Source organism: Rhodothermales bacterium, assembly GCA_034439735.1.
Lineage (GTDB): Bacteria > Bacteroidota > Rhodothermia > Rhodothermales > JAHQVL01 > JAWKNW01.
This window is the reverse complement of sequence record JAWXAX010000067.1, coordinates 1-21,339: the sequence shown is the minus strand read 5'-3', so window position 1 is coordinate 21,339 and position 21,339 is coordinate 1. Positions and strand designations below refer to the sequence as shown.

The window sequence follows — 21,339 nt, the reverse complement described above, 5'->3', positions numbered from 1 at the left end:
GCCCGACATGCCCGACACCCTCCGCGTAGCCATCCAGCAACTCCCCCACGCCGAAGGCCTCGATCTGCCCGAATATGCCACGCCTCAGAGCGCCGGCATGGACCTCCGCGCGGCCGTACCGGCGGATGCCCCGTTTACGCTGAAAGCTGGTGCCTATGCACTGATCCCAACCGGTCTCCAGATCGCCCTTCCCCCGGGGTACGAGGCCCAGGTTCGCCCCCGTAGCGGTCTTGCCGCGAAACACGGCGTCACGGTGTTGAATAGCCCGGGCACGATCGACAGCGACTACCGCGGCGAGTGCAAGGTCATCCTGATCAACCACGGCGCGGCCGACTTCGTCATCAACCGCGGCGAACGGATCGCGCAGATGATCATCACCCGCCACGCACGCGTCTTCTGGGACCCGACCGATTCGCTCGAGAACACCGAGCGCGGCGCCGGCGGGTTCGGCTCTACGGGGGTTTAAGGTTCGTAGTTTAGAGACTGTTGGGATTTCCACAATCAAAGGCATTGTCATCCCCGCGAAGGCGGGGACCCAGCCCTCAGACTGGCATTTTTCTGGGTCCCCGCCTGCGCGGGGATGACTTGCTCCTTATGCAATACGCAAATCTTAACAGTTTCTTAAGGTTAAAGGGAAAGGACCTCGAACCATAAACCATTTTCAGAACGACGGCGTCAGCCGGAGCCACAGCATCGGTTCGCGGTCCACGCCGGGCAGGTTGGTGAGCGGCCAGGCCAGTTCGAGGCGGATGGTGCGGTCGGCGAAACTCATCCCGAAGCCGGCGGAGGTGAAGAGGTTTTCGAGATCGACGGTGTTGGTGCCGGCGACGGTGTTCATCCAGCCTGCATCGCCGAAGCCGAACACCTGCACGTCGTCGAAAATGTCGCTCAGCGGAGCGATGCGCGCGATGGTGAATTCCGCATTCGCCAGGAGCATCCGGGAGCCTACATAACCATTTTGCGGGTACCCGCGCACCGAGCCCACGCCGCCGAGCGAGAAGAGCTTCTGGAACGGGGCGTCGTCGGACGCCATGCCGCCGCGGAGGCGGAGCGCCAGGGTGCTCTGGTAGCCCGTGGGGATGTAGAACCGCGTGTCGGCCATATAGCGATTGAATGTCTCCCCTTCAAATTTTCCGGTTTCGACTTCCATCCGATAGGCTATGCCACGCGGGTAGGTGGACAGATGCGCCAGCAGCCCGCCTTCGAGGGCGAAGACGTAGGATTCCATGCGGCCGGCGTCGATAGATGGGTTGAATCGGAAGTCGCGCGAGCCAAACAGCGACCACGAGGTGTTGTTCGACAGGCTGTTGTAGTCCTCCGCGCGATAGCCGGCGCTGAGCTGCGCAAACGGCGTCAGGCGCTGCATGGCGTAGAGGGTGTAGCCCTCCACTTCGTAATAATCCATGTAGTCGTACTCAAACAACATGGCCGCGAGCGTATTCTCCACCCAGCTGATCTTCCAGAGGTCGTTCGTGCCCGTGTTCTGCCGATACGACCCGCCGATTTTAAACGCGAAGTCCTCGTTGCCCCGGTAGAAGGGGGCGAATTCGGCGCCCACTTCATACCGCAGATCCTTCAGCTCAAACGCGTAGCCGCCCTGGCCGTAAATCCTGGCTTGCTCGAAATCTCCCCATTCCAACGGCAACATACGTCCGCCCAGGACGAGGCCTTCCACGCGATTGTAGCGAATGGGGGGGATGGGTCGATAGAGGCCGGTTTCGCGGTATGGCCAACGGTTGTAGAATTCGCCGACAAACGCCTCGGCCTCGTCGTAGCGGTCAAACGGTTCGTTGCGGTAGCGGTAGGTGGTGCGGCTACCGGTGCGGGCGACATGGGCCGCCGTGGTGTGGGCCTCGTCCACCTCGCGGCGGACGTCGTTGATGGCCATGTGGACGTCTACGTCATCGTCCTCATCGTCGATCGTTGCGGTGCGTTCACCCTCCTCATAGATACCCGGGCGGAGCCATCCGGCGCGTGCCGGCGGGGCTTCTTCTCCCTGCTCATCGGTTGCTTCCTGTTCAGCCGCAGGGGTGTCGATCACTTCGTTGGCCGCCAGCGTGGCCTGCGTCTGCCGGCGCACGATCCGGCGCGTCTGTACGACAGCCCGATCGAGCCCGTCTTCGATGACGGCCATTTGCTCGGCAAGGGCATAGTCTTCGTCGGCCTCCAGCGTGGCGCGCAGCTCACGGACCTGGGCGTAGAGGTCGTTCAGGGCGCTTTCGAGGGTCTGGAGATCGTCCAACGCGAGGGGTTGTGCGGTCGTCGAGGCTGGCGACAGGACGGCCTGATGGTCATCCGGCGCCAGGCCGGCCGTTGCTTCGCCGGCGGGGATCGAGGCCGAAATGGTGCTCAATTGCCGGGCAAGGTTCTGGAGCCGGTCGCCGACGCCGGTGTCCTCATCGCGGAAGGTCGCGGTTTTGATGACCTTGACCAGGGTGCCCAGGGTGGACTGGATGAGGTGCCGCTCCGCGGCGTAATCGGTGGCGGTAGTATCAACCTCCTGCGCCCGCACGGGAGACACATACAGGATGAGGGCGAGGAGGCAGAGGGTGGGAATGCGGTAAAAAGGCGTCATAGGGTTGAACGCGTGTAAGGGCTCGATACGATCTCGCCCACCATGAACGGTTTCCGGTTGGCCGGTATGTGCAGGAGGTACGCGCCAGTAAAAACGAAGGTTACAATCGCGAGGCCGGCCGGCTGTGGTTCAACACGCCCGTCCAGCGCACGCCCATCGAAAGGCCGAAACTCTCGGGTGCAAAGGGGCCGACATCGGCCGCCACGGCGGCATCCACGTACAGGTTTTTCTCGCGCAGCGGCCGGGCGCTCAGCTGAACGAGCAGCGCGAGCTGGTCACGCCGGTCGGTGATCTCGGATGTTCCATTCAGGCACGCGGCATCCGCGCAGATGTTGCCGGCGCCGTAGTTTCGGCTGTACGTGGCCATCAGAAGAACGGGAAACGAGGGGCTCAGATGGCCGGACACCCCGACGTGGTGGGCGACCAGGATGTTGTTGATGACGCCCGGGCGGACACCATCGGTACGCAACAGGGGCAGGCCGATCGTCCGGCCCCGGTACGTCCAGCCATCCCGGTAAAGGGCGTTATTGTAATAGGTATCCCGGCCCCGGGTGTCGGTCGTGCCGGCTCGCTGGCTCTGCTTTTTTGTGTTGGCGTGTTCCCACAGCACCGCATCGAACGGACCGATGGGCTGCTTAAAATCCAGGCGGAGCCCCCAGAGGCCGTCGATCGCGTTCCTGAACAGGAGCGAGGAGCCGGTTTCGATATAAAACTGACGATAGACGGCGATATCGACGCGATCGAGATCGATCTCCGCCCGGGTGTCGTAGGCCGCGACCGTGTTGCCCAGCGAATTATCCGCCTCGAACTGGAGGTCGTCGCCGGCGCGGGCCATCACCACGCGCACGAAATCGATCGCCCCGGTTGCGAGGTCTCCCTCGACGGGGTGCACGCCGCCCCAGACGACGTTGTGGATTACGCCCCCAAACAACCGCACGGGCGACTCTTCCGAAAACAGGCGAAGATACAGGTACTTCTCGTGCAGCAGGGCGCGGTCGACAAAGGCGCTCCGGGGAAACCAGCCGTGCCCAAACCGCGCGCGTACGGCCAGGAATTCGCGCGTTCGGGGGACGGTAATGAACCCCTTCGTCTGCACGACGATCTTGGGCATGGGGGTGGTGTTGCGGCTCCAGATCATGGAGCCGAGGGACAGCCGGGTATCGACCATGCCGTACTGGTCTTCGAACAAGCCGGCGCTCAGCAAGAGGTCCGCGTAGCGCACATGCCCGAAGAGCTCATGCAGATAAAAAGCGGCGTTGTCCGATGCGCGGGCCAGCACCCGGGCGCCCACGGTGTAGTCGACCCGGTCGGACAGACGGCGGGCGTACCCCACACGGCCGCTCGCCAGGGCATTGGCGCTTGTGGGATCCACAGTCCCATACCGATTAGTAGCGAGCCAGAAAGGAAGCGTCCGTTCGGTGGCGGCCGTGGCGCTGATGCCGGCCTCGTAGGTCCACGACTGCGCACGGGCAGGAAGCGCGACCCACAAGAGCACGCCCGCCAGCCAGCCGAGGCGGATCGCGGCGGTCAGCGTGGAGGGGGGGCGTTGGAGCAACTGCGCCATGGTGGCTGCGGGGTGTTAATGGGAGTCGGGCGCGGCGCCGGCCACCAGCGCCGTCCACTGTCGGCGGACGGCCTCCGGGCTGAAATCCGCCAGGAACCGCCGGCGAACAGCCTCCGAGTGGCGCTGCCATGGTTCGGCATCTTGAACGTCCATGACCGCGCCGGCGATGGCCTCGGGGTCGCGGGGCGGGACAAAAAGCGCCTCGCGGCCGGCCGCCAGCATGTCGGGGATGCCGGCGTGCGCCGTCGTGACGATGGGGGTGCCGGCACTCATGGCTTCGAGCAACGCCAGCGGCTGGGCCTCGGTAGGATAATAGGTGGGGAATACGAACACATCCGCCCATTGATGGAGCGCGCGTATGGCGTTTCGGTCGGTCAGTGGCCCCAGGTGCGTAACACACGACGCCAGTTCGCCGGCGGTGCGCGTCTCGAACGCGCGCCGATCCGCGCCGTCGATCCAGCGCCCTGCAAGCCGCAGTTCCACTGGGATTTCGCGTGCATGAAGGAGCGCCGTGGCTTCGACCACGTCGTCGTACCCCTTCGATGGAATCATGTTGCTCAGAAACAAGAGGCGCAGGGGCCGTTCGTGGCGCCGGCGGTCTTCTTGCTTGCCGGCGATCTCCGCGTCGCTGAAACAGAGTGTGTCGTCGATCGTGTTCGGAATCGCGAATCGTTTGTGCGCGGGGATCCATGCGGCGCAGCGTTCCGCGAGGGACGGATTCAGAAAGACGAAGCCGTCGAGCGCCCGGACAAGCCGGCGGGCCGTGAACCGGGTGAGGGGGGATTCGAAGAGCGTGGCGAAATTGCCCCAGTGGACCACTCCGTATCGGCGTGCCGCCAGCGGCAAGGCCGGCATCACCGCCATGAGGTCGCGTATATGGCCAAGCAGTTTGGGCGACACGGCCGGCCACAGCAGGACATCCGGAGGAGTAGCTCGAAACGCGGCCCGCAGCTGGCGGCCGGCGTGGAGGTAGCCGCGGATCTTACCCAGACGTATCCCTGGCCTCGTTTCAACCTGCTCGTCGTGCCCCTCGTTGAGGGCGATCCGATCCACCCGAAACACGTCTTCGAGCAACGCGGCGAGGCGTTCGGTGGCCATCGTTTGCCCCGTGATCGGGGGCGGGAAGTATCCGGCGACAGCGATGCGGGTCATGGGGCGCCGGCCGCTGGGGCGGCGTTCGATTGCTCGAGGATCTCCTCAAACCGGGTGGCGATAGCATCGATCGAGAAGGCCTTCTCGGCGTGGGCGCGGGCGCGCCGGCCCATCTCCACGCGCAGGGCTGAGTCGGCATAGAGGCGCTTCGCGGCATCGACGAAGCCGGCGGCGTCCGACGGCTCCACGACGAGGCCGGCGTCGGACTCTCGCACGATCCGGGCGGCGGCGTTGTCGCCGGGTACGGCAAGCAGCAACGCGCGTTCCGCGCAAAGATAGGCCAGGACCTTCGACGGCACCGAAAACAGGCCGGCGTCTGGTTCGAGCAGCGCCACGAGTACATCCGCCGCGGCGAGCATGGCCGGGAGGGCATCAACCGACTGGTAGGGGAGAACCACCACGTTGCCGAGGCCTTCGGCGGCGGCTCGACCCTGGATCCAGCCGGCGCCCTGCGCCTGGGAGGCAACGAGGATGCGGACCTCCGGTTGATCGGCGAACGCGCGGGCGAGTTCCAGCAGGCGTTCCGGGTTGTGCTTCATCCCCAGCGTGCCGGCGTAGAGGAAGTTGAACGTCGATTCCAGGCCGGCTTCTTCGCTCCATGCGTTCGTTTTTTCACCGACCGGCAGCCGGTCCAGCGGCGCCCAGTTTCCGATGACATGCGTCGTTTTCCGGGGGATGCCCCAGTCGCCCAGGAGCGTCTGGAACGCCGGCGTGATGGCGACGACGGCCTGGCTCTGGCGCAGCAGCCGGCGCTCCATCCGCAGGTAATGGCTTCCGATGAGTGCGCCGATCACGGGGATGCGTTCGCGCAGGATACGGTGCGCCGCGACGCCCAGGAGATCCTGGAGCCAGAACACAAACGGGACGCCCTCGCGGGCGCAGACGGTCAGGAGGCGGCGCTGGGCATCGAGGGGGGTATTGGCGGAGAGCACCACGTCCGGCCCGAATTCGAGCGCTTGTCGGGCGATGAGCCGGCCATAGGCCCGCTCCTGCCGCCAGCGCGTGAAGAAGTCGTATTTCTGGAGGGGCGCGCCGAGGGAGATCGGTTCGACGGACAGGTTGATGGGCTCGTCGGCCTCTTCGGGCACCCCCGGAGGGGTGGTGACGAGGTCGGCGCAGTAGGCGTGGCACACGAAGTGGCCTCGTCGGGCGAGCTCCAGGCTGAGCTGGTAGGGGAAGGCGTAGCCGCCGTAGTCGTGGACGAGGAGGCGCATCAGTCGCGCAGGGAGTGGAACGAGTGAACGCGCCGGCCGAGGCGCTGAATGGTCCAGAGGAGCGCAAGGCTGAGGGGCGCTCCCGCCGTGCGTCGAAGCGCCGCCGCATCGGCGGCCGCCCAGAGCCCGGACGCGAACCGCCCGGGTGACCACTCTGCGACAATGACGCGGGACGCCGCCCCCCAGCCGGCACGATCGTGCGCGGACCTGGAGATAACGCCCAGGAGGCGGGCCAGTTCGGCGGTATTCAGGGGGTCGAACGTAAATCCGTTGACCCCCTGGCGGACCAGGTCCGGCGCGCAGCCGGCGCGCTCGGAAACCAGCACGGGCAGGCCGGCCGCCATCGCCTCGTTGACGACAAGGCCCCATTGCTCCACGAGCGCGGGGTGGATGAAGGCGCCGGCACGCCCGTAATACGCCGGCAAGGCGTTTATCTGCTGGAATCCACAGAATTCGACGCCTTCGATGCCCAGCGCACGAACAAGCGCTTCCAGCGCCGGCCGTTCTTGTCCATCGCCCAGCAGGAGGAGCCGCCAGGGCGCTGCCTCCTGCCGGCGATACTGGCCATAGGCCTCGATGAGCCGGCCTAAATTTTTTCGCGGGATAAAGCGGTTGGATGCCAGGAAAAACGGGGAAGGGTCCGCGAGGCCGGCCAGGTGCCGGCAGGACTCCGGCGAGGCGCGCGCCGCATCGGCCCCGTCGGCGAAAAAGCGGTTGTCGACGGCGTCGAAGCCGAGGAAAATGGCCTTGGCCGGCATGCCGAGCTTCTCGAGGTACGCGCGCTGCGGCGCGCCACCCACGAGCGCGGCGTCGTAGAGCCCGACGAGCGATTGTTTGACGACCTCTCGCCAGGAGATGCGGTCGGCGTCGTCCTCCTTGGTTTCGGTCATGAGGATGGCCGGCCGGCCGTGGCGCCGGCACCAGAGCAGGCAGGCGCGCGCGTCGGGCGTGCTGTAGCTCGTGATGGCGACGGCGTCGGGGTCGATACGATCGAGCGCGACGGTCACCCCCCGGTGGATGGAGGCGGAATCCAGCTCTTCATAGTTCCGGTCGGGAAAAATCACTTCGCGAGGGTAAGGCGTCTCGCCGCGTTCTTGTTGCCACGCATAGGTGGTATCTCCGCCGGCCGTTTCGAGCGCGATCACGCGGCGCCCGCTGGCTTCACCCGCCGCGTGCGAGGCGGCCAGGCGTGCGAGATGGTAGGGCCCAAGCCGGGTCCACTGCACACAGAGGCGATGGATGGGTCGTTGTATTCGGTTCATGGGCGATGCGCCTCGGCGTAACGAATCGCGTCCACCATCCCATCGACCATCTGGTCCAGGGTAAGGTGGCGTTCGGCATAGTCGATCGCATGCCGCGAAAAATCGGCTCGATGGGCGATGACATGCCGTGTCGCGCCGACAAAGGCGTCCACGTCGTTCCAGGGGGGCATCATCCCGTTTTGACCGTGCACGAGCGACTCGATCTCGGGGGCATGGAAGAGCCGATCCTCGGGCGGCTCGGGGGCGACGATCGGGAGCCCCATCGCGAAGGCGTGGTTGATGACGAGGCCGACATAGCCCGGCATCAACAACGCGTCCGCCGCAAAAAGATAGGGGGCGGATGCCTCGAAATGGGGCATCGCGCCCAGAAAATAGATGTCTTTCAGGCCCAGACGCTCGGCCTGTCGTTTCATCGGCGCTTCCTGCGGGCCGCCGCCGATCACGAACAGCGTCGCCGGCCCGTCACGGCGCAGCCGGGCAAAGATGTCGAGCAGGGCGCGGGGGCCCTTGTCGGCGATCAGCTGGGCCATGTAGACATAGACGGGGCGGTCTGCGTCGAGTCCAAGCCGGCGTCGGACGGCGTCTCGCCCTTCGGCTTCGAGCGTGCGTCGGAGCGCGAAGAGCGTGTCGGTGTCGAGAGTGTTTTGCGCCAGGAAGAGCCGCTCTTCGGGGACGGCCTGCGCGAGGTGGTCTCGCGTGAGCCGGCTGTAGCAGATGCAGGCTTCGACGTTTCGGGCCATGGTGAGGCGGTAGCGGTCGAAGAGATTCGGTTTTTCGAGGGATCGTTTCATCGAAAAAAACATCCCCCAGAGGACCCGCGCCGCGCCGCGGTGGCGGGCATACCGCAGCAGCCACGGCAGGGTGATGGATCGGGGGGATTCTTCGGCGATGACCACCGCGGGATCGCCGAAGGTCGAAAAGACATCCTTGAAGTATTGCGCGTGGAGAGTGGTGTCCCGAAACCAGAGGTTACGCCGCACCACGCGCCGGAACGATCCTTCGACCTCCTTGCTAAGGACAGGATTGCCGGCCGGCGGCTGCCCGTAGACCACCACGAGCCGGCCGTCGAGGCGTTCGTTCAGGCGCTCCATGACGGCATGCCGGTAGGCCGGGAGCATGCGGGCGAAGTAGAAGATGGGCGGAGCAGCCATCAGTAAGTGTCCGTAAGCGGCGAATAAAAGGGATAAGCGGTCATGGGCCAGGAGTATAATTGCGCGTGGGGCTACGTTAATCGATTCAGGATGGTTTCTGCAAACGCGGTGGCGGTATTGGCCTCCGAGAAGCGCGAGGCTTCGGCGGGGTCGAAATGACGACCTGGCGTCTCCAGCATGTCGGTCAGCGCGGCGGCGAGGGAGGCCGGGTCGTTGGCGTTTACGGCCAGCCCAAGCCGGTGCCGGCGAATCTGCTCGCCTACAAGGCCATAATCGGATCCAACCACGGGTTTGCCGGCCGCCGCCGCCCGGATCAGCACATTACTGGAGCCGATATGGTGACGATACGCCACCAGGAGCAGCGCCGCCGCATCGATCCAGGCCGCCAGTTCAGGTTCTGGCAAGAAGCGGTCATCGACGACGATTTGTACGTGCGAGGTGCGTTCGGCCCGTGCGATCGCTCCACGAAATGCCGCGCTGTCCGGTTCGTGGACCCGGCCGGCGAATACGACGGCGAGGCGGCGCTGCAGGGTGTCGGGTACATGGGGCAGGGCTTCAAGCACGGAGAATATCCCCTTTCGCTCGGCAAGTGAGCCGTAGGTCAGGACGATCTGCCGGCCAGAATCGATGCTATGGGAAACAGCTACGGGAGCCTGGACCGGAGGCGTATAGCCATCGGGTAGAGCCAGCACCGTCGTACCCGTTTGCCAGGAATCGATTTCCGGGACGACAAACGGGTCCAGGGAGAAGAGCGTGTCGAACAACGGATTGTGGAGCGCCCGTTTCAGGGTCAGGCGTTTCCGCGCATCGTTCAGCCGCTCCCGCCACGAAGGCCGCATACCCGTCAGCGCGGCGTAGTGAAAAGAGGGGCGGAAATAGATGCCGGCTATGCGTGGACGGTGAAGCGGGGACTTGCCCAGGATGAGATGTAGCTGCAGGAAATCGAACTGCATCAACAGGCACCACTTCGGCTGTACGCGGTCCACGAAGCGACGGAAAATCGCGCCCTGGGACAGGTCGTATCTGATCAGATCAGCCGGCGAGACGCCAGGGGAAGGGATGGGGCCATCGATGGCTTCTACACGGACAAGATGCGCCGGCGCACGAGCGATCACTCCGGCCAGCTCGCGGTGGACGTCCAGAAAGTGGGGTGCGACGACGAGTACCAGCTGGCGCTCCTGTTCTCGCGCCAGCCAGGCTTCCACCAGGTGCTGGACGAACATGCCGTGATGCCCGCCGGTTGCTACGTCGAATACCATGAGGTGGGGACGCGTCATTGGGCTCGTCTCGGTCATGCCGTCGCGGGCGGTTGGCCGCTCCGGCGGAACCACCGCTGAATGTCCTTCAGCACAGGATGTCGAAGCAGGGGCAGTGCGACGATGGCTACATACACCCCTCCGACCGCGATCCCTTGCCCCAGATAACCCACATGGGGCGAAGCCCAGCGGTCGACACCCAGCGCCGCGGCACTGCCGGCCGCGGCCGCAAGAATCAGCAAGAGGGTCGGTCCGTCGATCAACTCGCCCGGACGGATGCCCTGCTCACGCTGGTACGCAATCGCAATAACCGCGCTACCTCCGATGATCGATACGGCCAGTACGATTACGACGGCCAACCAGCCGTACATCGATCCCAAAACATACCCGGCCAGCACATTAAACGCCCCCATGCCAAGGTGCGCAACGACATTCCAGTACAGGGCCCCGCTGCCCAGATTGGCGAAATAGGCCGGGTTGGCCATCAGATTTAAAAACCACCCGACGTACAATACGCCGGCGCTGATGACGAATACGGGCTCTACCTCCTGGATCCAGAGCCGCGATATCCATGGCGACAGGGAAATCAGCAGGGGCATCACGCCGACGATGATATACGTCAGGAGCCGGAACGACGCGACGTACAGTTTGCGCAGATAGGCCGGCGCGGTCTCCGTCAGATGGGCGATCGTCGGGACGATCGCCCGATGCGCGGTGGCGACGAGTGATCGAAACTGAAAGACCATGCGATGGGCCAGTTCCACATAGGCGAGCGTTTCCAGTCCACCGAATCGCGATACGAAGGATTTGGTCACGGGCTCGAGCAACAGCTGGGAAAGTGAGATCACCTGGAATTTTAGCGTATAGGAAAGCATCTCACGGAAAGGCTCCTTTCGCCAGGTCCACCGGACCCAGGCCAGCTCCGGCAGCAGCCTCCTCAGGATTCCATAGGCCGAGATCCACAGCCAGGCCGCGTGTATAAGCTGGGCGTATGCCAGGCCGATGAGTCCGCTCCCCGGCACCAGGGCATACGCCATGGCCAGGTAGATCACGCTGCCGGCGGCCACCGAGTAACTGCGCAGGTCGACCCGCTGACACCCATCGATGCTGGATTGCAGGACGCCGGTTACCGACGTCACCCAGAACGAGATTAACGCATACGGCACCAGATCGATGCCGGCCGCCAGATAACTCGGGTCGTCGATGAGGAGCGGTAACACACGCACTAACAGGGGGTAGGCCGCCAGTAGGGTCACGGCGAGCACGCCGGCTACCGTCACTGTAGCCGTTTCGACGATCGAGACGGCGTACGGCCGGTTCTGTCGCGCGAGGTGTTGTGAGACGAACTTGATAGTGCTCGACGCCAGACCCAGGTTGGCAATGCTGGCGGCGGACGTCGTGGCTAACACCAGGGACCACACGCCGACGCTGGCCTCACCGAGTTCCTGGAGCAAATAACGATACAGTAGAAAGAGCGTGACGCCCCCGATGAGCACTTGCAGCGCAGAGGCGGCCGCATTGAGGTTCACCCGGCGTTTTTCGATCATGGTTTTTTATAGACCGCTACCACGTGGTCGCGGGCGGTCGTCCAGGTCGGCGGGTAATGTTTGAGCGCTTCATGGGCCGAGGCATCCTTATCGCCAACGCCGGCCGAGCGCAGGAACGCGAATACACCGGGGAAGAAACGATAGAGCAGATTCGACGCCAGTTCGTGCACGACATGCCGGGGCGCCCGTACGCGCTCGTGGCAATACCGCTCCATCGTCACCAGTTCGAGTCCGAAGTGAATGCCGGCGCGGCGACACCAGGTCTCGCTCAAAAAAGCCATGTGCTCGGGGATCGTGCAATACCAGTACCGGCTGCCCATGAGTTTCCAGGAAGGCGCATCCGTATTGCCGGAGGCGATGGCCACGGTACCACCTGGGCGCGTACGGGCGGCCATCTGCCCGAGGAGGGCGCGCGGATCAACCACATGCTCCAACACATCGAACGCAACAACTGCGTCGAACTCACCGGTGACGTGCTCCAGATCGGTCACGTTGTCGCCCAGGAGGGTGATGCCGCGTTCGACCGCCCGAGCCCGGGCGTCCAGATTGATCTCGATCCCGTAGCCCTTCCATGTCGACCCCAGGTATTCGTGGAACGCACCGTCGAAACATCCAATATCCAGAACCGACCCACTTCCCAGCCGGGATTCCAGATGCCGGTGCGTGAGCACCCAGTCAAACCGTCCCGAGGGGTCGTATTGCCACTGGGCGATCGAGCAGGTGCGGTATAACGCGTCCAACCTTTCCTTTGGGGGTGTCGGGAAACGGAACGCCAACGCACACACCCCGCAGTCGTACAACCCGCCTCCAGGTAGTAATTTGGGCAGCTCCTGGCCGGCGAAAAGATAACTCGGACTGATGGGTCCGCGGAGGGTGACAGCCGCGTTTCCGCACGAGGGGCACATCACGCTCATAGGGCCTCTGCGTTAGAACGAATCCGTAAAAGCGCGCCTTGCGAGACGGCAAGCAAGAACCCGAAGATGAACAGCGTGTCGTTTAAGTAGAACGGGTTCGAGGTGTTGGTGGTGAGTAGAAAAGCGCTCAACGTCACGGCACTCGCGAGTCCGCACAGCCGGGTGGTCATCGCCGCATGGCGGAAGCGGAACGCACGAATGCCGCTTCGGATGGAAGAAAACCAGATCCACAACACCAGCCCCAGTCCCGGCAGACCGTATCGGTACCACATGCTTACATAGCCGTTGTGGACAAACGAGTCCGTCTCGGTGGCCATGTGTGCGATATCGAAGAACGGATAGGCGACGCCCATGCCATACCCGAGGACGGGATTTACTTTGATCATTTCCCACACGGCGGCCGTTTCCCGAAAGCGATTCACGAGGGAGATATCGGTCGAGGTAGCCGTCAGGAGGGAAAAGAGCCGATCGAGCAAGCCGGCGATAACAACAGCCACTTCATTGCTGAAAAACAGGAACGCCAGCGAGCCGCCGGCAAGCAGTGCCCCGAACGCCAGCAACATGAGTCTGCGCCGCTGCGCCGGCGGCAACCAGACCAGTAAAATGAGGCCGCCAAGCATAAAACCGAGCCAGTATCCACGGCTCTGCGTAAGGATCAACGCGGCAAAAAACATCAGAAACAACCCGAGTAATCCCAGCCGGGCGATGCCGTGCCGCGCGAAGGAAAACAGTGTGAGACTGTAGAGGCAGACGACCATCAGAATGTTGTCGTTTGTGACGACACGTCCTTTGGCTACCTGCCATGCCTGCGTCGCATGCAGCAGCAAGGTCTTGTACTCAAGGATATTCCGGATAGAAACAAACACACCGATGAACAGGACACACCCCAGTACGATGGCCGGCCCATACCGCAAACGAACCATGGCGTCTTTGGCCGGGAAATAGATCGCAAACAACACAAAAGCCGAAAGCTCGCCCACGAGCGCCGCGGTATTCGCACCAAAAAGGAGGGATATGGGTACGTAGCAGATGACCACAACCAGCAGGGTGAGCACTCCGAAATCCGCCGGCGTCTCGAGGATCTTCCGGTGCTCGATCAACACCTTCGCGTAGCCCCAGTGCGCCAGATAGGCGAGGAAGAAAAGCCCGTACGCCACTTCGGCGAGCTGGATACCCGGCACATAGTCGGTCAGGGCGACGAAGCCGGCTATCAGCACGGCAAATCGAACGGATGGTTGAACCCAGGCGGCCAGAAAGGCTACGGCGCCAAACACCAGAGCCGGGGTGTACTTGACCATCTCCGGCGCGACCCGTACGACGGCGAGCAGCAGCAGTAACGCACCTACGAATCCCGCAATCAACATACGATTGCCACGGGTTCGAAACGCCTGCGGTTCAAGGAAGATGGCCGGTACGTGTGCCAACGCCGGAAGGAGTTTAGGAGCGTTCGGAGCTGCGTTCGGTCGCTCGGCGCAGGTTGTGCGCAATCGACGGGGCGGCGGTCTGCCACCATTCGTACACCAGCGCAAAGAGGGCGACAATCAGAAACGCCGAAAACGTGGCGCCTAGCACAATCGACGCCCGCTTAGGTTTGGCTTTGCGGACGGCCGGCACCGCGGGGTCCACCACCTGCACCGAGGCAAACTCACGCTCTTCCTGGAAACGCGCCTGGTCATACATCGGCGCTACCACTTCGAGTATGCTCTTCTGGATATACCCTTCTTGCTCCAACTCGAGGTACTGACGCATGACGTCCGGCACTTCACTCTGAGGGATCGGAAGGATGGCCTCGCTGCCGGCCATCGCCTCCCTCCACTTGCGCCGCGCGGCCTCCAGTGAATTGCGCGTAACCTGCACCTGGGGGTTGTCCGGGCCATACTGGCTCAGGAGGGCCTGGTACTGGATGTCGTACAGCATCTCCTCGCTCCGAATCGACGCCATCTGCTCCATAAACGCCGAGGCCTGGGTCTCGATGTTGTACACGCCGTACCGCTCCTGGAACGCCTGGGTCGCGTGTTTCAAGGAATCCAGCGCGGCGATGGTCTCATGGTACCGGCGTTCGACAAACCGGCGGAAGTTCGACGCATCTTGCGCCGAAAGCATCATATTCATCTGATTCAACTCGGCCACGATGAAATTGGCCATGTCAGCCGCCCGTTGCGGGTCCTGGTCGAGTACGCTCACCGATAGGAATCCGAATTCGGCATCGATCCCAAAGACTACGTTGCCGGCGAGGAACTCCAGGGCGTCTTCAACCGGGCCGACACTCTCGCGTGTCTCGTACACCTCGATCAGGTCGAACTCCGTGACCACTTTTTCCATCACCGACCGGCTGCTCATAATCGTGATGTAGCGCTCGAAATCGCCCCCTTCGCCGCCCCCCAGAAACGTGGCGGCGGCAGACGAGAGGTTGCGCAGCATGGCCGACGAGATTGGACTCGCGCTGGCGGACTCGGGCGCCAACAACCGGGTGGTGCTCAGATACCACTTCGGCAGGGTGAGGCTTATCGCCACGGAGGCTACCGCCACGCCGATCGTGACCAGGAGGATCGTGCGCCGCCAACGAATCAGCGTGCCCAGAAGATGCCACACGACATCCGATACCGCACGCTCCTCGCCAGGTTGAGTCGAGGGGTCCTCGAAAACGGTATTTTTGAGTTTCGTCTCCATCCGTGCGTTGTCTTGCTCCGCTCAGTTATTCAGCCGGTCGCGGATCAGCAGATAGGTGTTAATGACGCTCACCAGCGCGGTGATACCGGTGATCACGGTCTGCGTCCGCGCGATGCCGGCCTGCCGGCGCGACGCCTGGTCGCTCAGGATGAGCGCCTGCACCTCGGGGTTGTCGCTGGTCGGCACGCGGTTCACAAAAATGGTGTCGCCCGGGCGCACGATCACGCTGCCGGTGGTATGCACTTCGCCGGTGCCGGCCTCGAACACGTATACGCCCGTCGACAGCGGCGCCTGCCCGCCGGCGCGCGCGATGTAGTAATCCGCCGTCTGGCCCTCGACAAAGGGCAGATACCCGGGCTGAACGACGTTACCCGTCAGGTAGACGGTCTGTTCATCCCTCGGGAAAACGATCACGTCGCCGGTGTACAGCACCACCTCCGGTGCGTCCGGTGCGAGGGCGTCTTCGAGGCTGATCGACAGCCGGTTTTCGCGGAGCGACTGCTGGAAGTAGGCGCGTCCGAAAAAGTCGAGGTCGCTCGCCTGCCCGTCGCCCTTGAAGGTTTGCGACTGCCGGCGCTCGATATACGCCGCGCGGACGCTGGCCTCGGGCTTGAGGCCGCCGGCCGTCGCCAGCAGCTCGCGCACCGTCGTACTGGCGCTCTGGATCGGGTAGGTACCGGGGTACTGGACAAAGCCGTAGATGGCCGCCTGTTCGATCTCGCGAGGGACGACATTGACATGATCCCCGGCTTCAACCAGAATTGCCTCCTGCGTGCCGGCAAGCTGCGCGCCCACATCCACGACACGGGTGTCGGCGCTGCCGTCCGGCGCCCGGCGCGTCAGGCGCACCTCGCCCAGCGTATTGCCTTCCAGATCGCCAGCCGCCAGCCGCAGGATGTCCATCACGGTGTCACCGTCGCGGAACTCGATGAAGGCGTCGGAGGCGATGTCGCCCGTCACGCGGATGGTTTCGCGGGTGCGGTCGTACGCCGGCAGGCGGATCATGTCGCCATCCCGCAGATGCGGGTTGTGGGCCATGTCGCCCTCGACATAATAACGCAGGAGGTCGATCGACTCGATCTCGCCATCGCGATGGACGATCTCGATATTTCGCAGCGAAGGCCGAAAGGTGGATTGGAGCGCGGGCCGCTCCGAGGCCGCCGAGCCGGCGATTTTCAGCGCCCCGTTCTCACCGGGGTCCGGCTGCGCCGAGGCCCGGGCGGCATAGGCGAGTTGCACGGCGTCGTCCAGCCGTCCCAGCGGTAACATCAGGTAACGACCGGGCTCTGGAATGGCGCCGGAGATGTGGATGTAAAAGCTGCGTGGCGCCAGCAAGTTGAGCATCACCGGCACATTCCGGTAATAGGTATTCAGGGTGCGGAGGGCCTCGTCGCGTACATCGACCAGCGAACGGTCGGCCGCCCGGATGGCGCCGGCCTCGGCCAGAATCAGATAGCCGTCCGCCGAGATCGGCACAGCCACCTGAATGGGCACGGCGCCCCCGATGATGAGCGAGAGTTGATCGCCGGGCCCCAGTATATACGTGGCCTCGTCGATGGCTCCTTCGAGCGCCAGCATAGCCAGGCCGCCGCCGCCCAGTTGCTCCCGCAACTGTGTGGCGCGTGTGGGAGGGCCCGCCGCGCCGATCCGATCCAGTACCTGCAACCGGTTAGTGATGGCGCCTCCGCGTACTCCCTGGGCCCGCGCTTCGCCGATCGTAACGAGGGCTCCCATCAAAAACGCCAGGAACGGCAATAAGACCTTCTGCTTCGACATCAGTATGCGAATCGGGTTCTACATCCAGGGGGATACAGGGCGGGCGCGTCATGCCGTTGTGGCGGTGGGGCCGGCCGAGTCGTAGCTTCTGTGTATAAGCGGGACGGTAAGGATGGCTACGAAGGATCTTCGTCGCGAAATGGAACCTGAAACGCGGAAGGTACGATAACGGTCTCTACTGCGCAAAGATTCCTGATCCTGATCCCGTGACGCTCTCCCGTTCCGCTCCCGCCAAGATCAACCTCGGCCTGCACGTGCTTCGCCGGCGCGGCGACGGCTACCACGACCTCGAAACGGTGTTCCTGAGGATCGGCTGGGCGGATGTCTTGCAGGTGTCGCCGGATGATTCGCTGCGCTTTTCGTGTTCGGACCCCGCGCTGCCCATCGACGAATCCAATCTGTGCGTCCGAGCCGCCCGCCTGCTCGCCGACCATGCCGGCCTCCTCCCGAGCGCCGCCATCCATCTTGAAAAGACCGTGCCCTACGGCGCCGGCCTGGGCGGCGGCTCGAGTGACGCCGCGGCGACGCTGGTCCTGCTTGATGCCCTGTGGAATCTCGGCCTCGAGGCGTCTTCCCTGCACGCACTGGCCACCCGGCTGGGCTCCGACGTACCGTTTTTCCTCGGGCCGACCGCGGCCTACGGGACCGGCCGCGGCGAACGCCTCGCGCCGCTTGTGGATGCGGCCGGCGCGCCGTATCGATCCCCTTTCACGTTTGTGGTCGTCAAGCCCGACGTGGCCGTAAGCACGGCCGACGCCTACCGCTGGATCGTCCCGAATGAGACGGCTCGGCCGGACCTCCGCACCCTCGTGGCGAGCAACGACCTCGACCGGTGGCGTTGCGATCTGGTGAACGATTTCGAGGCGCCTGTCTTCGAACGATACCCGGTCCTGCAAAGCGTGCGGGATGGGCTACGCGAAGATGGCGCCGGCTACGCCGCCATGTCGGGATCGGGCTCGGCTGTTTTCGGAGTGTTCGAATCGGCTGAGGCAGCGCGGATCTCGGCGACGCGTTGGACACAGGCCGGTTTCCACGGCTGGTGTGGCAGCGTGAACGAAGACCCCGGAGGTCGCCACCCGATGGGCGGGTAAGCGCCGGCTATTCCACCTCGTCGGCGGGCGGGTTGTAGGAGCCAAGGTCCAGCTGCAGGTACGTCAGCAGGATGTCCAGCGCCCAGGTCTGGTTCTCCACCCCGCTCCATCCATACCCCTTCACCACCTCGTCCGCCACCTCGTCCCAGGCCACCGTCCAGTCTTTAAAGACGTGGAAGGAGAACTGGCTTTCGTCGGTCTCGAAGTAGAGGGCGCCCTCGTCCGGGTCGTAGAACGAGTCGGCCCGCCCGTCTTTTCGCCCCATGTCTGCGGCATAGACGAGGAGGGGGACCTTGAATCGGTAGTCCATTTTAGGGACGCGCTTCGCCTCGCTGTTCAGGTAGTTGGCGAGCACCACGCAGCCGTCGCTGCAGACGAGCGCGGCCCGCGCGGCATCGCGCGTGACTTCGTCAGCTTCAATGAGACTGAGCGCGGCTTCGACGAACGGCCAGACGGGGAAGGTCTCGGCCTCAACCGCGATACCTTCTTTTCGGGGGGGAGTGACAAAAATCTCCTCGGGATTCATGGTCGAAATGAGGGTTGATGCTTCCGGCTTGGTTGGGTGCGACGCGACGGGGCGCCGGCAGCGTCGCGTGGTCAGTCGTGATTCTGGCGGTTAAGCGCCAGGCCGTTCTCCAGCGCGAGGCCGCGTTCGAGGAGGTCGTCCTGGATTTCCGACAGGTGTGTGTGTTGAGCAATATACTGTCTCATAGCGTCCTCAATCGAGGATTCGCGTGTCACGACCGTTCGCCGTTCGCGCTCGATCGGATCCACGATACGCTCGATGGCGGCGATGGCGTAGGCCGGGCTCAGGGCGCCGCGCAGCCGGTCCATATCCACCAGAGATGCGTTAGCCTCGCCTACCCGGTACCGGATGCGCACGACGGCATCGTCGATAGCCTGGGCCTCGATCGCGTCGAGGATGACACGTGTTGGATCTAACTCGTCGCGCGCATCGACGCTCACGGCGACGAAGCGTCGGTAGGGCGTCTCGGCGTAGGCATACCGGGTCGATTTTCCGTTTGGGCCGGAATCGATGTCGACGAGTACGAAGCCTTTTGGCTGGTCCCACTCTTTAAACGAGATACACTCGATGCTGCCGCAGTAGACGACGGGCGGCGTATGGCCTTCGTTGCGGTCCTGAAAACGATGGATATGGCCCAGGGCGACATAGTCGATCGGCGGGCGCGCGAGCTGGCTGACCGTGAATTTGGGCTCGTGGGCGATCAGGCTCGTTTGCTCCGAGCCGGCCATCTCCGCGCCCTGCACCGTCAGGTGCGCCGCGAGCACCGTCGGGAGGGCCGGGTCGACCTCCTGGAGGCACGCTTCGAGCAGCTCGACATACACCTGCTCGATGTAGGCGCGAATCTCGGTGGGGGATTTTTTGCGGAACGCCTCGCGGGCGAGCAGCATGCTCCGAATGGGCCAGGGTAGGGCGATCAGTTGCAGCGGGCCGGCTTTGGTCTGGATCGTCGACCAGCCGGCGCGGCGGAACACCTGGATGTCGCCCTGAAGATACGGGTATATGTCCAGCGCGGAAGCCTTCCCGAACGACACCGGGTGATCGTGATTGCCGACGATCATGACGATCGGGATGCCGTGCTCGGACAGGGGGCGGAGGCACTCGGCGAACGTCCGTTGCTGGGTGGGCGTTGGGTCGGCCGTTCGGTAGGCGTCTCCGCAAAAAAGAAACAGGTCGATGTTCTCCTCGATGGCGCGCTGGACCATGAAGTCGAACGAGCGTTTGAAATCCAATAGCCGCGTGTTCAAACCCGATTCCGGGTCGATGCGCCCAAAGCTATTGCTTCCAAAGTGAATATCCGCCGTATGGAGTAGCTTCACGGTAAGCGCGATTCACTGTCTGACAGGCTGATGGGGTCACCAGATGACGCGTCGATCATCACGCTGGGGGGGTTGGGAATCACCTGACGAGCCACTGCCGTAATCGAGCGGCAGCGGGAATTTTTCCTTGCTCAGGCGGCCGTCTTCCGCGACTCGTTTGGTGTAGCTGCCCACCAGGAACAGCGCATTATGGGCGCCCTGGCCCCACCAGTTGGTCCGAAAGGTGACCCGCTGGTCGTTCCAGCCGACCCAGGCGCCGGTGACCAGCTCGGGGTGCATGAGCATGAACCAGCCATCGGCGCTATTCTGCGTGGTGCCTGTTTTGCCGGCGAAGTCGTAGTCGTACAACTGGTACTGGAACCGGATACGCGCGCCCGTGCCGCCGGTTTGGACGACCTCGCGCATCATATCGATCACCTTGTAGGCCGTCTGGTCGCTCAACGCCTCGTTGGGCTGCGGGCGCGCCTCGTACAGGACGTTGCCGAGCTGGTCTTCGATGCGCGTGACGACGGTGGGTTCGTAGTAGAGGCCGCCGTTCGCCAGGGTGCTGTAGGCGGTCGTCAACTCGAGGAGGGTGACGTTGCTGGTGCCCAGGGCCAGGGAGGGCACTTCGTTGAGCGGGCTCTTGATACCCATCCAGCGGGCGTAATCGGCCACGGTCGGGGCGCCCACCTGGAGGACGAGTTGCCCCGTGATCGTATTCAGCGAGTACTTGAGCCCCTCGCGGAGCGTCATCCATCGGTTGGAGTAGCCGCCGTCCGAGTTGGTCGGGCTCCATTCGTTGCCGAAGCCATCCGACCAGTAGAACAGCGTGTCTTTAAACGTATGCTGCGGCGAGTAGCCGTTGTCGATGGCGGCGATGTAGACGAAGGGTTTAAAGGTCGAACCCGGCTGCCGGCGGGCCTTGGCCACGTGGTCGTACCAGTCGTCCGCGAGGTTGCGGCCGCCCACCCAGGCTTTGACGTAGCCGTTGCGGGGGTCGATCGAGACCATGCCGGCCTCGAGGCGCGACTTGTCCTGCTTGAGGGCCGCCATGTACTCCTCGTTCCCGAAGAGCGAGTCGAATGCGGCGGTTTCGGAGAGGCCCTGGCGGACGAGGTCGCGGTAGGACTCCGACTCCCGCACGAAACTCTGGAGCGTATCCGGAAAGGCGCGCCAGAAGTTGCTGAACGGGACGAAGTCTTTCTGCTTCAGGTAGTCATCGGTCGACATGCTGAACGGTCCCGCGCCGGCGCGCCGGCGGCTCCACTCAAAATCCACTACGGCCTGCAACCCCACCATCTGTTCCTCGACGGAGGCTTCGGCGAGCTCCTGGAGGCGCGAAT

At 63.8% G+C, this 21,339-nt stretch carries 17 protein-coding genes; 2 read left to right on the top strand and 15 right to left on the bottom strand.

All coding sequences use genetic code 11. The features are described 5' to 3' along the window. Nucleotides 1-7 precede the first annotated feature (7 nt). Nucleotides 8-466: a dUTP diphosphatase gene (gene dut / locus SH809_04760; protein MDZ4698999.1), complete on the top strand. Its 459-nt coding sequence runs from the start codon at nt 8-10 to the stop codon at nt 464-466. A 195-nt stretch (nt 467-661) separates the two neighbouring features. Here dut and SH809_04755 read toward each other — a convergent pair whose 3' ends face one another. The 12 genes from SH809_04755 to SH809_04700 all read right to left on the bottom strand — a co-directional run bounded on the left by SH809_04755 (nt 662) and on the right by SH809_04700 (nt 17,081). Continuing rightward, nucleotides 662-2,575 carry a DUF5686 family protein gene (locus SH809_04755; GenBank protein MDZ4698998.1) on the bottom strand — a complete coding sequence of 638 codons (1,914 nt, stop codon included), beginning with the start codon at nt 2,573-2,575 and terminating at the stop codon, nt 662-664. Between the two features lie 100 nt (nt 2,576-2,675). Further along, nucleotides 2,676-4,139: a capsule assembly Wzi family protein gene (locus tag SH809_04750; protein ID MDZ4698997.1), complete on the bottom strand. Its 1,464-nt coding sequence runs from the start codon at nt 4,137-4,139 to the stop codon at nt 2,676-2,678. 15 nt (nt 4,140-4,154) lie between these two features. Further along, nucleotides 4,155-5,291 carry a glycosyltransferase family 4 protein gene (locus SH809_04745; GenBank protein MDZ4698996.1) on the bottom strand — a complete coding sequence of 379 codons (1,137 nt, stop codon included), beginning with the start codon at nt 5,289-5,291 and terminating at the stop codon, nt 4,155-4,157. Beyond that, on the bottom strand, nt 5,288-6,505 hold the full coding sequence (locus SH809_04740; GenBank protein ID MDZ4698995.1) for a glycosyltransferase family 4 protein: 1,218 nt from the start codon (nt 6,503-6,505) through the stop codon (nt 5,288-5,290). Before SH809_04740 ends, SH809_04745 begins: the two co-directional genes overlap by 4 nt. Beyond that, nucleotides 6,505-7,767 carry a glycosyltransferase gene (locus SH809_04735; protein MDZ4698994.1) on the bottom strand — a complete coding sequence of 421 codons (1,263 nt, stop codon included), beginning with the start codon at nt 7,765-7,767 and terminating at the stop codon, nt 6,505-6,507. The genes SH809_04740 and SH809_04735 overlap by 1 nt, the downstream gene beginning before the upstream one ends. Continuing rightward, nucleotides 7,764-8,918 carry a glycosyltransferase family 4 protein gene (locus SH809_04730; protein MDZ4698993.1) on the bottom strand — a complete coding sequence of 385 codons (1,155 nt, stop codon included), beginning with the start codon at nt 8,916-8,918 and terminating at the stop codon, nt 7,764-7,766. The genes SH809_04735 and SH809_04730 overlap by 4 nt, the downstream gene beginning before the upstream one ends. 71 nt (nt 8,919-8,989) lie before the next feature. Beyond that, nucleotides 8,990-10,195, bottom strand: a complete 1,206-nt coding sequence (locus SH809_04725) for a glycosyltransferase (GenBank protein ID MDZ4698992.1) — start codon at nt 10,193-10,195, stop codon at nt 8,990-8,992. Nucleotides 10,196-10,209: 14 nt separating this feature from the next. Continuing rightward, nucleotides 10,210-11,721 carry an oligosaccharide flippase family protein gene (locus SH809_04720; GenBank protein ID MDZ4698991.1) on the bottom strand — a complete coding sequence of 504 codons (1,512 nt, stop codon included), beginning with the start codon at nt 11,719-11,721 and terminating at the stop codon, nt 10,210-10,212. Then, complete coding sequence (locus SH809_04715; protein MDZ4698990.1) at nt 11,718-12,635, bottom strand: class I SAM-dependent methyltransferase; 918 nt, start codon at nt 12,633-12,635, stop codon at nt 11,718-11,720. The genes SH809_04720 and SH809_04715 overlap by 4 nt, the downstream gene beginning before the upstream one ends. Beyond that, a complete protein-coding gene (locus tag SH809_04710; GenBank protein ID MDZ4698989.1) occupies nt 12,632-13,999 on the bottom strand; it encodes an O-antigen ligase family protein in 1,368 nt (455 codons plus the stop codon). The genes SH809_04715 and SH809_04710 overlap by 4 nt, the downstream gene beginning before the upstream one ends. Nucleotides 14,000-14,072: 73 nt before the next feature. Beyond that, complete coding sequence (locus tag SH809_04705) at nt 14,073-15,305, bottom strand: Wzz/FepE/Etk N-terminal domain-containing protein (protein ID MDZ4698988.1); 1,233 nt, start codon at nt 15,303-15,305, stop codon at nt 14,073-14,075. Between the two features lie 21 nt (nt 15,306-15,326). Continuing rightward, nucleotides 15,327-17,081, bottom strand: a complete 1,755-nt coding sequence (locus SH809_04700; GenBank protein ID MDZ4698987.1) for an SLBB domain-containing protein — start codon at nt 17,079-17,081, stop codon at nt 15,327-15,329. Between the two features lie 206 nt (nt 17,082-17,287). Between SH809_04700 and ispE the strand changes: the two genes are divergently transcribed. Then, nucleotides 17,288-18,172: a 4-(cytidine 5'-diphospho)-2-C-methyl-D-erythritol kinase gene (gene ispE / locus SH809_04695; GenBank protein ID MDZ4698986.1), complete on the top strand. Its 885-nt coding sequence runs from the start codon at nt 17,288-17,290 to the stop codon at nt 18,170-18,172. A 7-nt stretch (nt 18,173-18,179) separates the two neighbouring features. On the opposite strand, the gene SH809_04690 is transcribed toward ispE, so the two are convergent. From SH809_04690 to SH809_04680, 3 genes are all read right to left on the bottom strand, one after another. Next, nucleotides 18,180-18,698 carry a hypothetical protein gene (locus SH809_04690; GenBank protein MDZ4698985.1) on the bottom strand — a complete coding sequence of 173 codons (519 nt, stop codon included), beginning with the start codon at nt 18,696-18,698 and terminating at the stop codon, nt 18,180-18,182. Nucleotides 18,699-18,769: 71 nt separating this feature from the next. Further along, complete coding sequence (locus tag SH809_04685; GenBank protein ID MDZ4698984.1) at nt 18,770-20,014, bottom strand: exonuclease SbcCD subunit D; 1,245 nt, start codon at nt 20,012-20,014, stop codon at nt 18,770-18,772. Nucleotides 20,015-20,050: 36 nt separating this feature from the next. Continuing rightward, the coding region (locus SH809_04680) for a penicillin-binding transpeptidase domain-containing protein (GenBank protein MDZ4698983.1) at nt 20,051-21,339 on the bottom strand (1,289 nt) is incomplete at its 5' end.

Excerpts from the sequence above, each read along its gene's own strand:
- dut (MDZ4698999.1), top strand. The coding sequence starts at position 8 with ATGCCCGACACCCTCCGCGTAGCCATCCAGCAACTCCCCCACGCCGAA.
- SH809_04755 (MDZ4698998.1), bottom strand. The coding sequence starts at position 2,575 with ATGACGCCTTTTTACCGCATTCCCACCCTCTGCCTCCTCGCCCTCATC.
- SH809_04750 (MDZ4698997.1), bottom strand. The coding sequence starts at position 4,139 with ATGGCGCAGTTGCTCCAACGCCCCCCCTCCACGCTGACCGCCGCGATC.
- SH809_04745 (MDZ4698996.1), bottom strand. The coding sequence starts at position 5,291 with ATGACCCGCATCGCTGTCGCCGGATACTTCCCGCCCCCGATCACGGGG.
- SH809_04740 (MDZ4698995.1), bottom strand. The coding sequence starts at position 6,505 with ATGCGCCTCCTCGTCCACGACTACGGCGGCTACGCCTTCCCCTACCAG.
- SH809_04735 (MDZ4698994.1), bottom strand. The coding sequence starts at position 7,767 with ATGAACCGAATACAACGACCCATCCATCGCCTCTGTGTGCAGTGGACC.
- SH809_04730 (MDZ4698993.1), bottom strand. The coding sequence starts at position 8,918 with ATGGCTGCTCCGCCCATCTTCTACTTCGCCCGCATGCTCCCGGCCTAC.
- SH809_04725 (MDZ4698992.1), bottom strand. The coding sequence starts at position 10,195 with ATGACGCGTCCCCACCTCATGGTATTCGACGTAGCAACCGGCGGGCAT.
- SH809_04720 (MDZ4698991.1), bottom strand. The coding sequence starts at position 11,721 with ATGATCGAAAAACGCCGGGTGAACCTCAATGCGGCCGCCTCTGCGCTG.
- SH809_04715 (MDZ4698990.1), bottom strand. The coding sequence starts at position 12,635 with ATGAGCGTGATGTGCCCCTCGTGCGGAAACGCGGCTGTCACCCTCCGC.
- SH809_04710 (MDZ4698989.1), bottom strand. The coding sequence starts at position 13,999 with ATGTTGATTGCGGGATTCGTAGGTGCGTTACTGCTGCTGCTCGCCGTC.
- SH809_04705 (MDZ4698988.1), bottom strand. The coding sequence starts at position 15,305 with ATGGAGACGAAACTCAAAAATACCGTTTTCGAGGACCCCTCGACTCAA.
- SH809_04700 (MDZ4698987.1), bottom strand. The coding sequence starts at position 17,081 with ATGTCGAAGCAGAAGGTCTTATTGCCGTTCCTGGCGTTTTTGATGGGA.
- SH809_04690 (MDZ4698985.1), bottom strand. The coding sequence starts at position 18,698 with ATGAATCCCGAGGAGATTTTTGTCACTCCCCCCCGAAAAGAAGGTATC.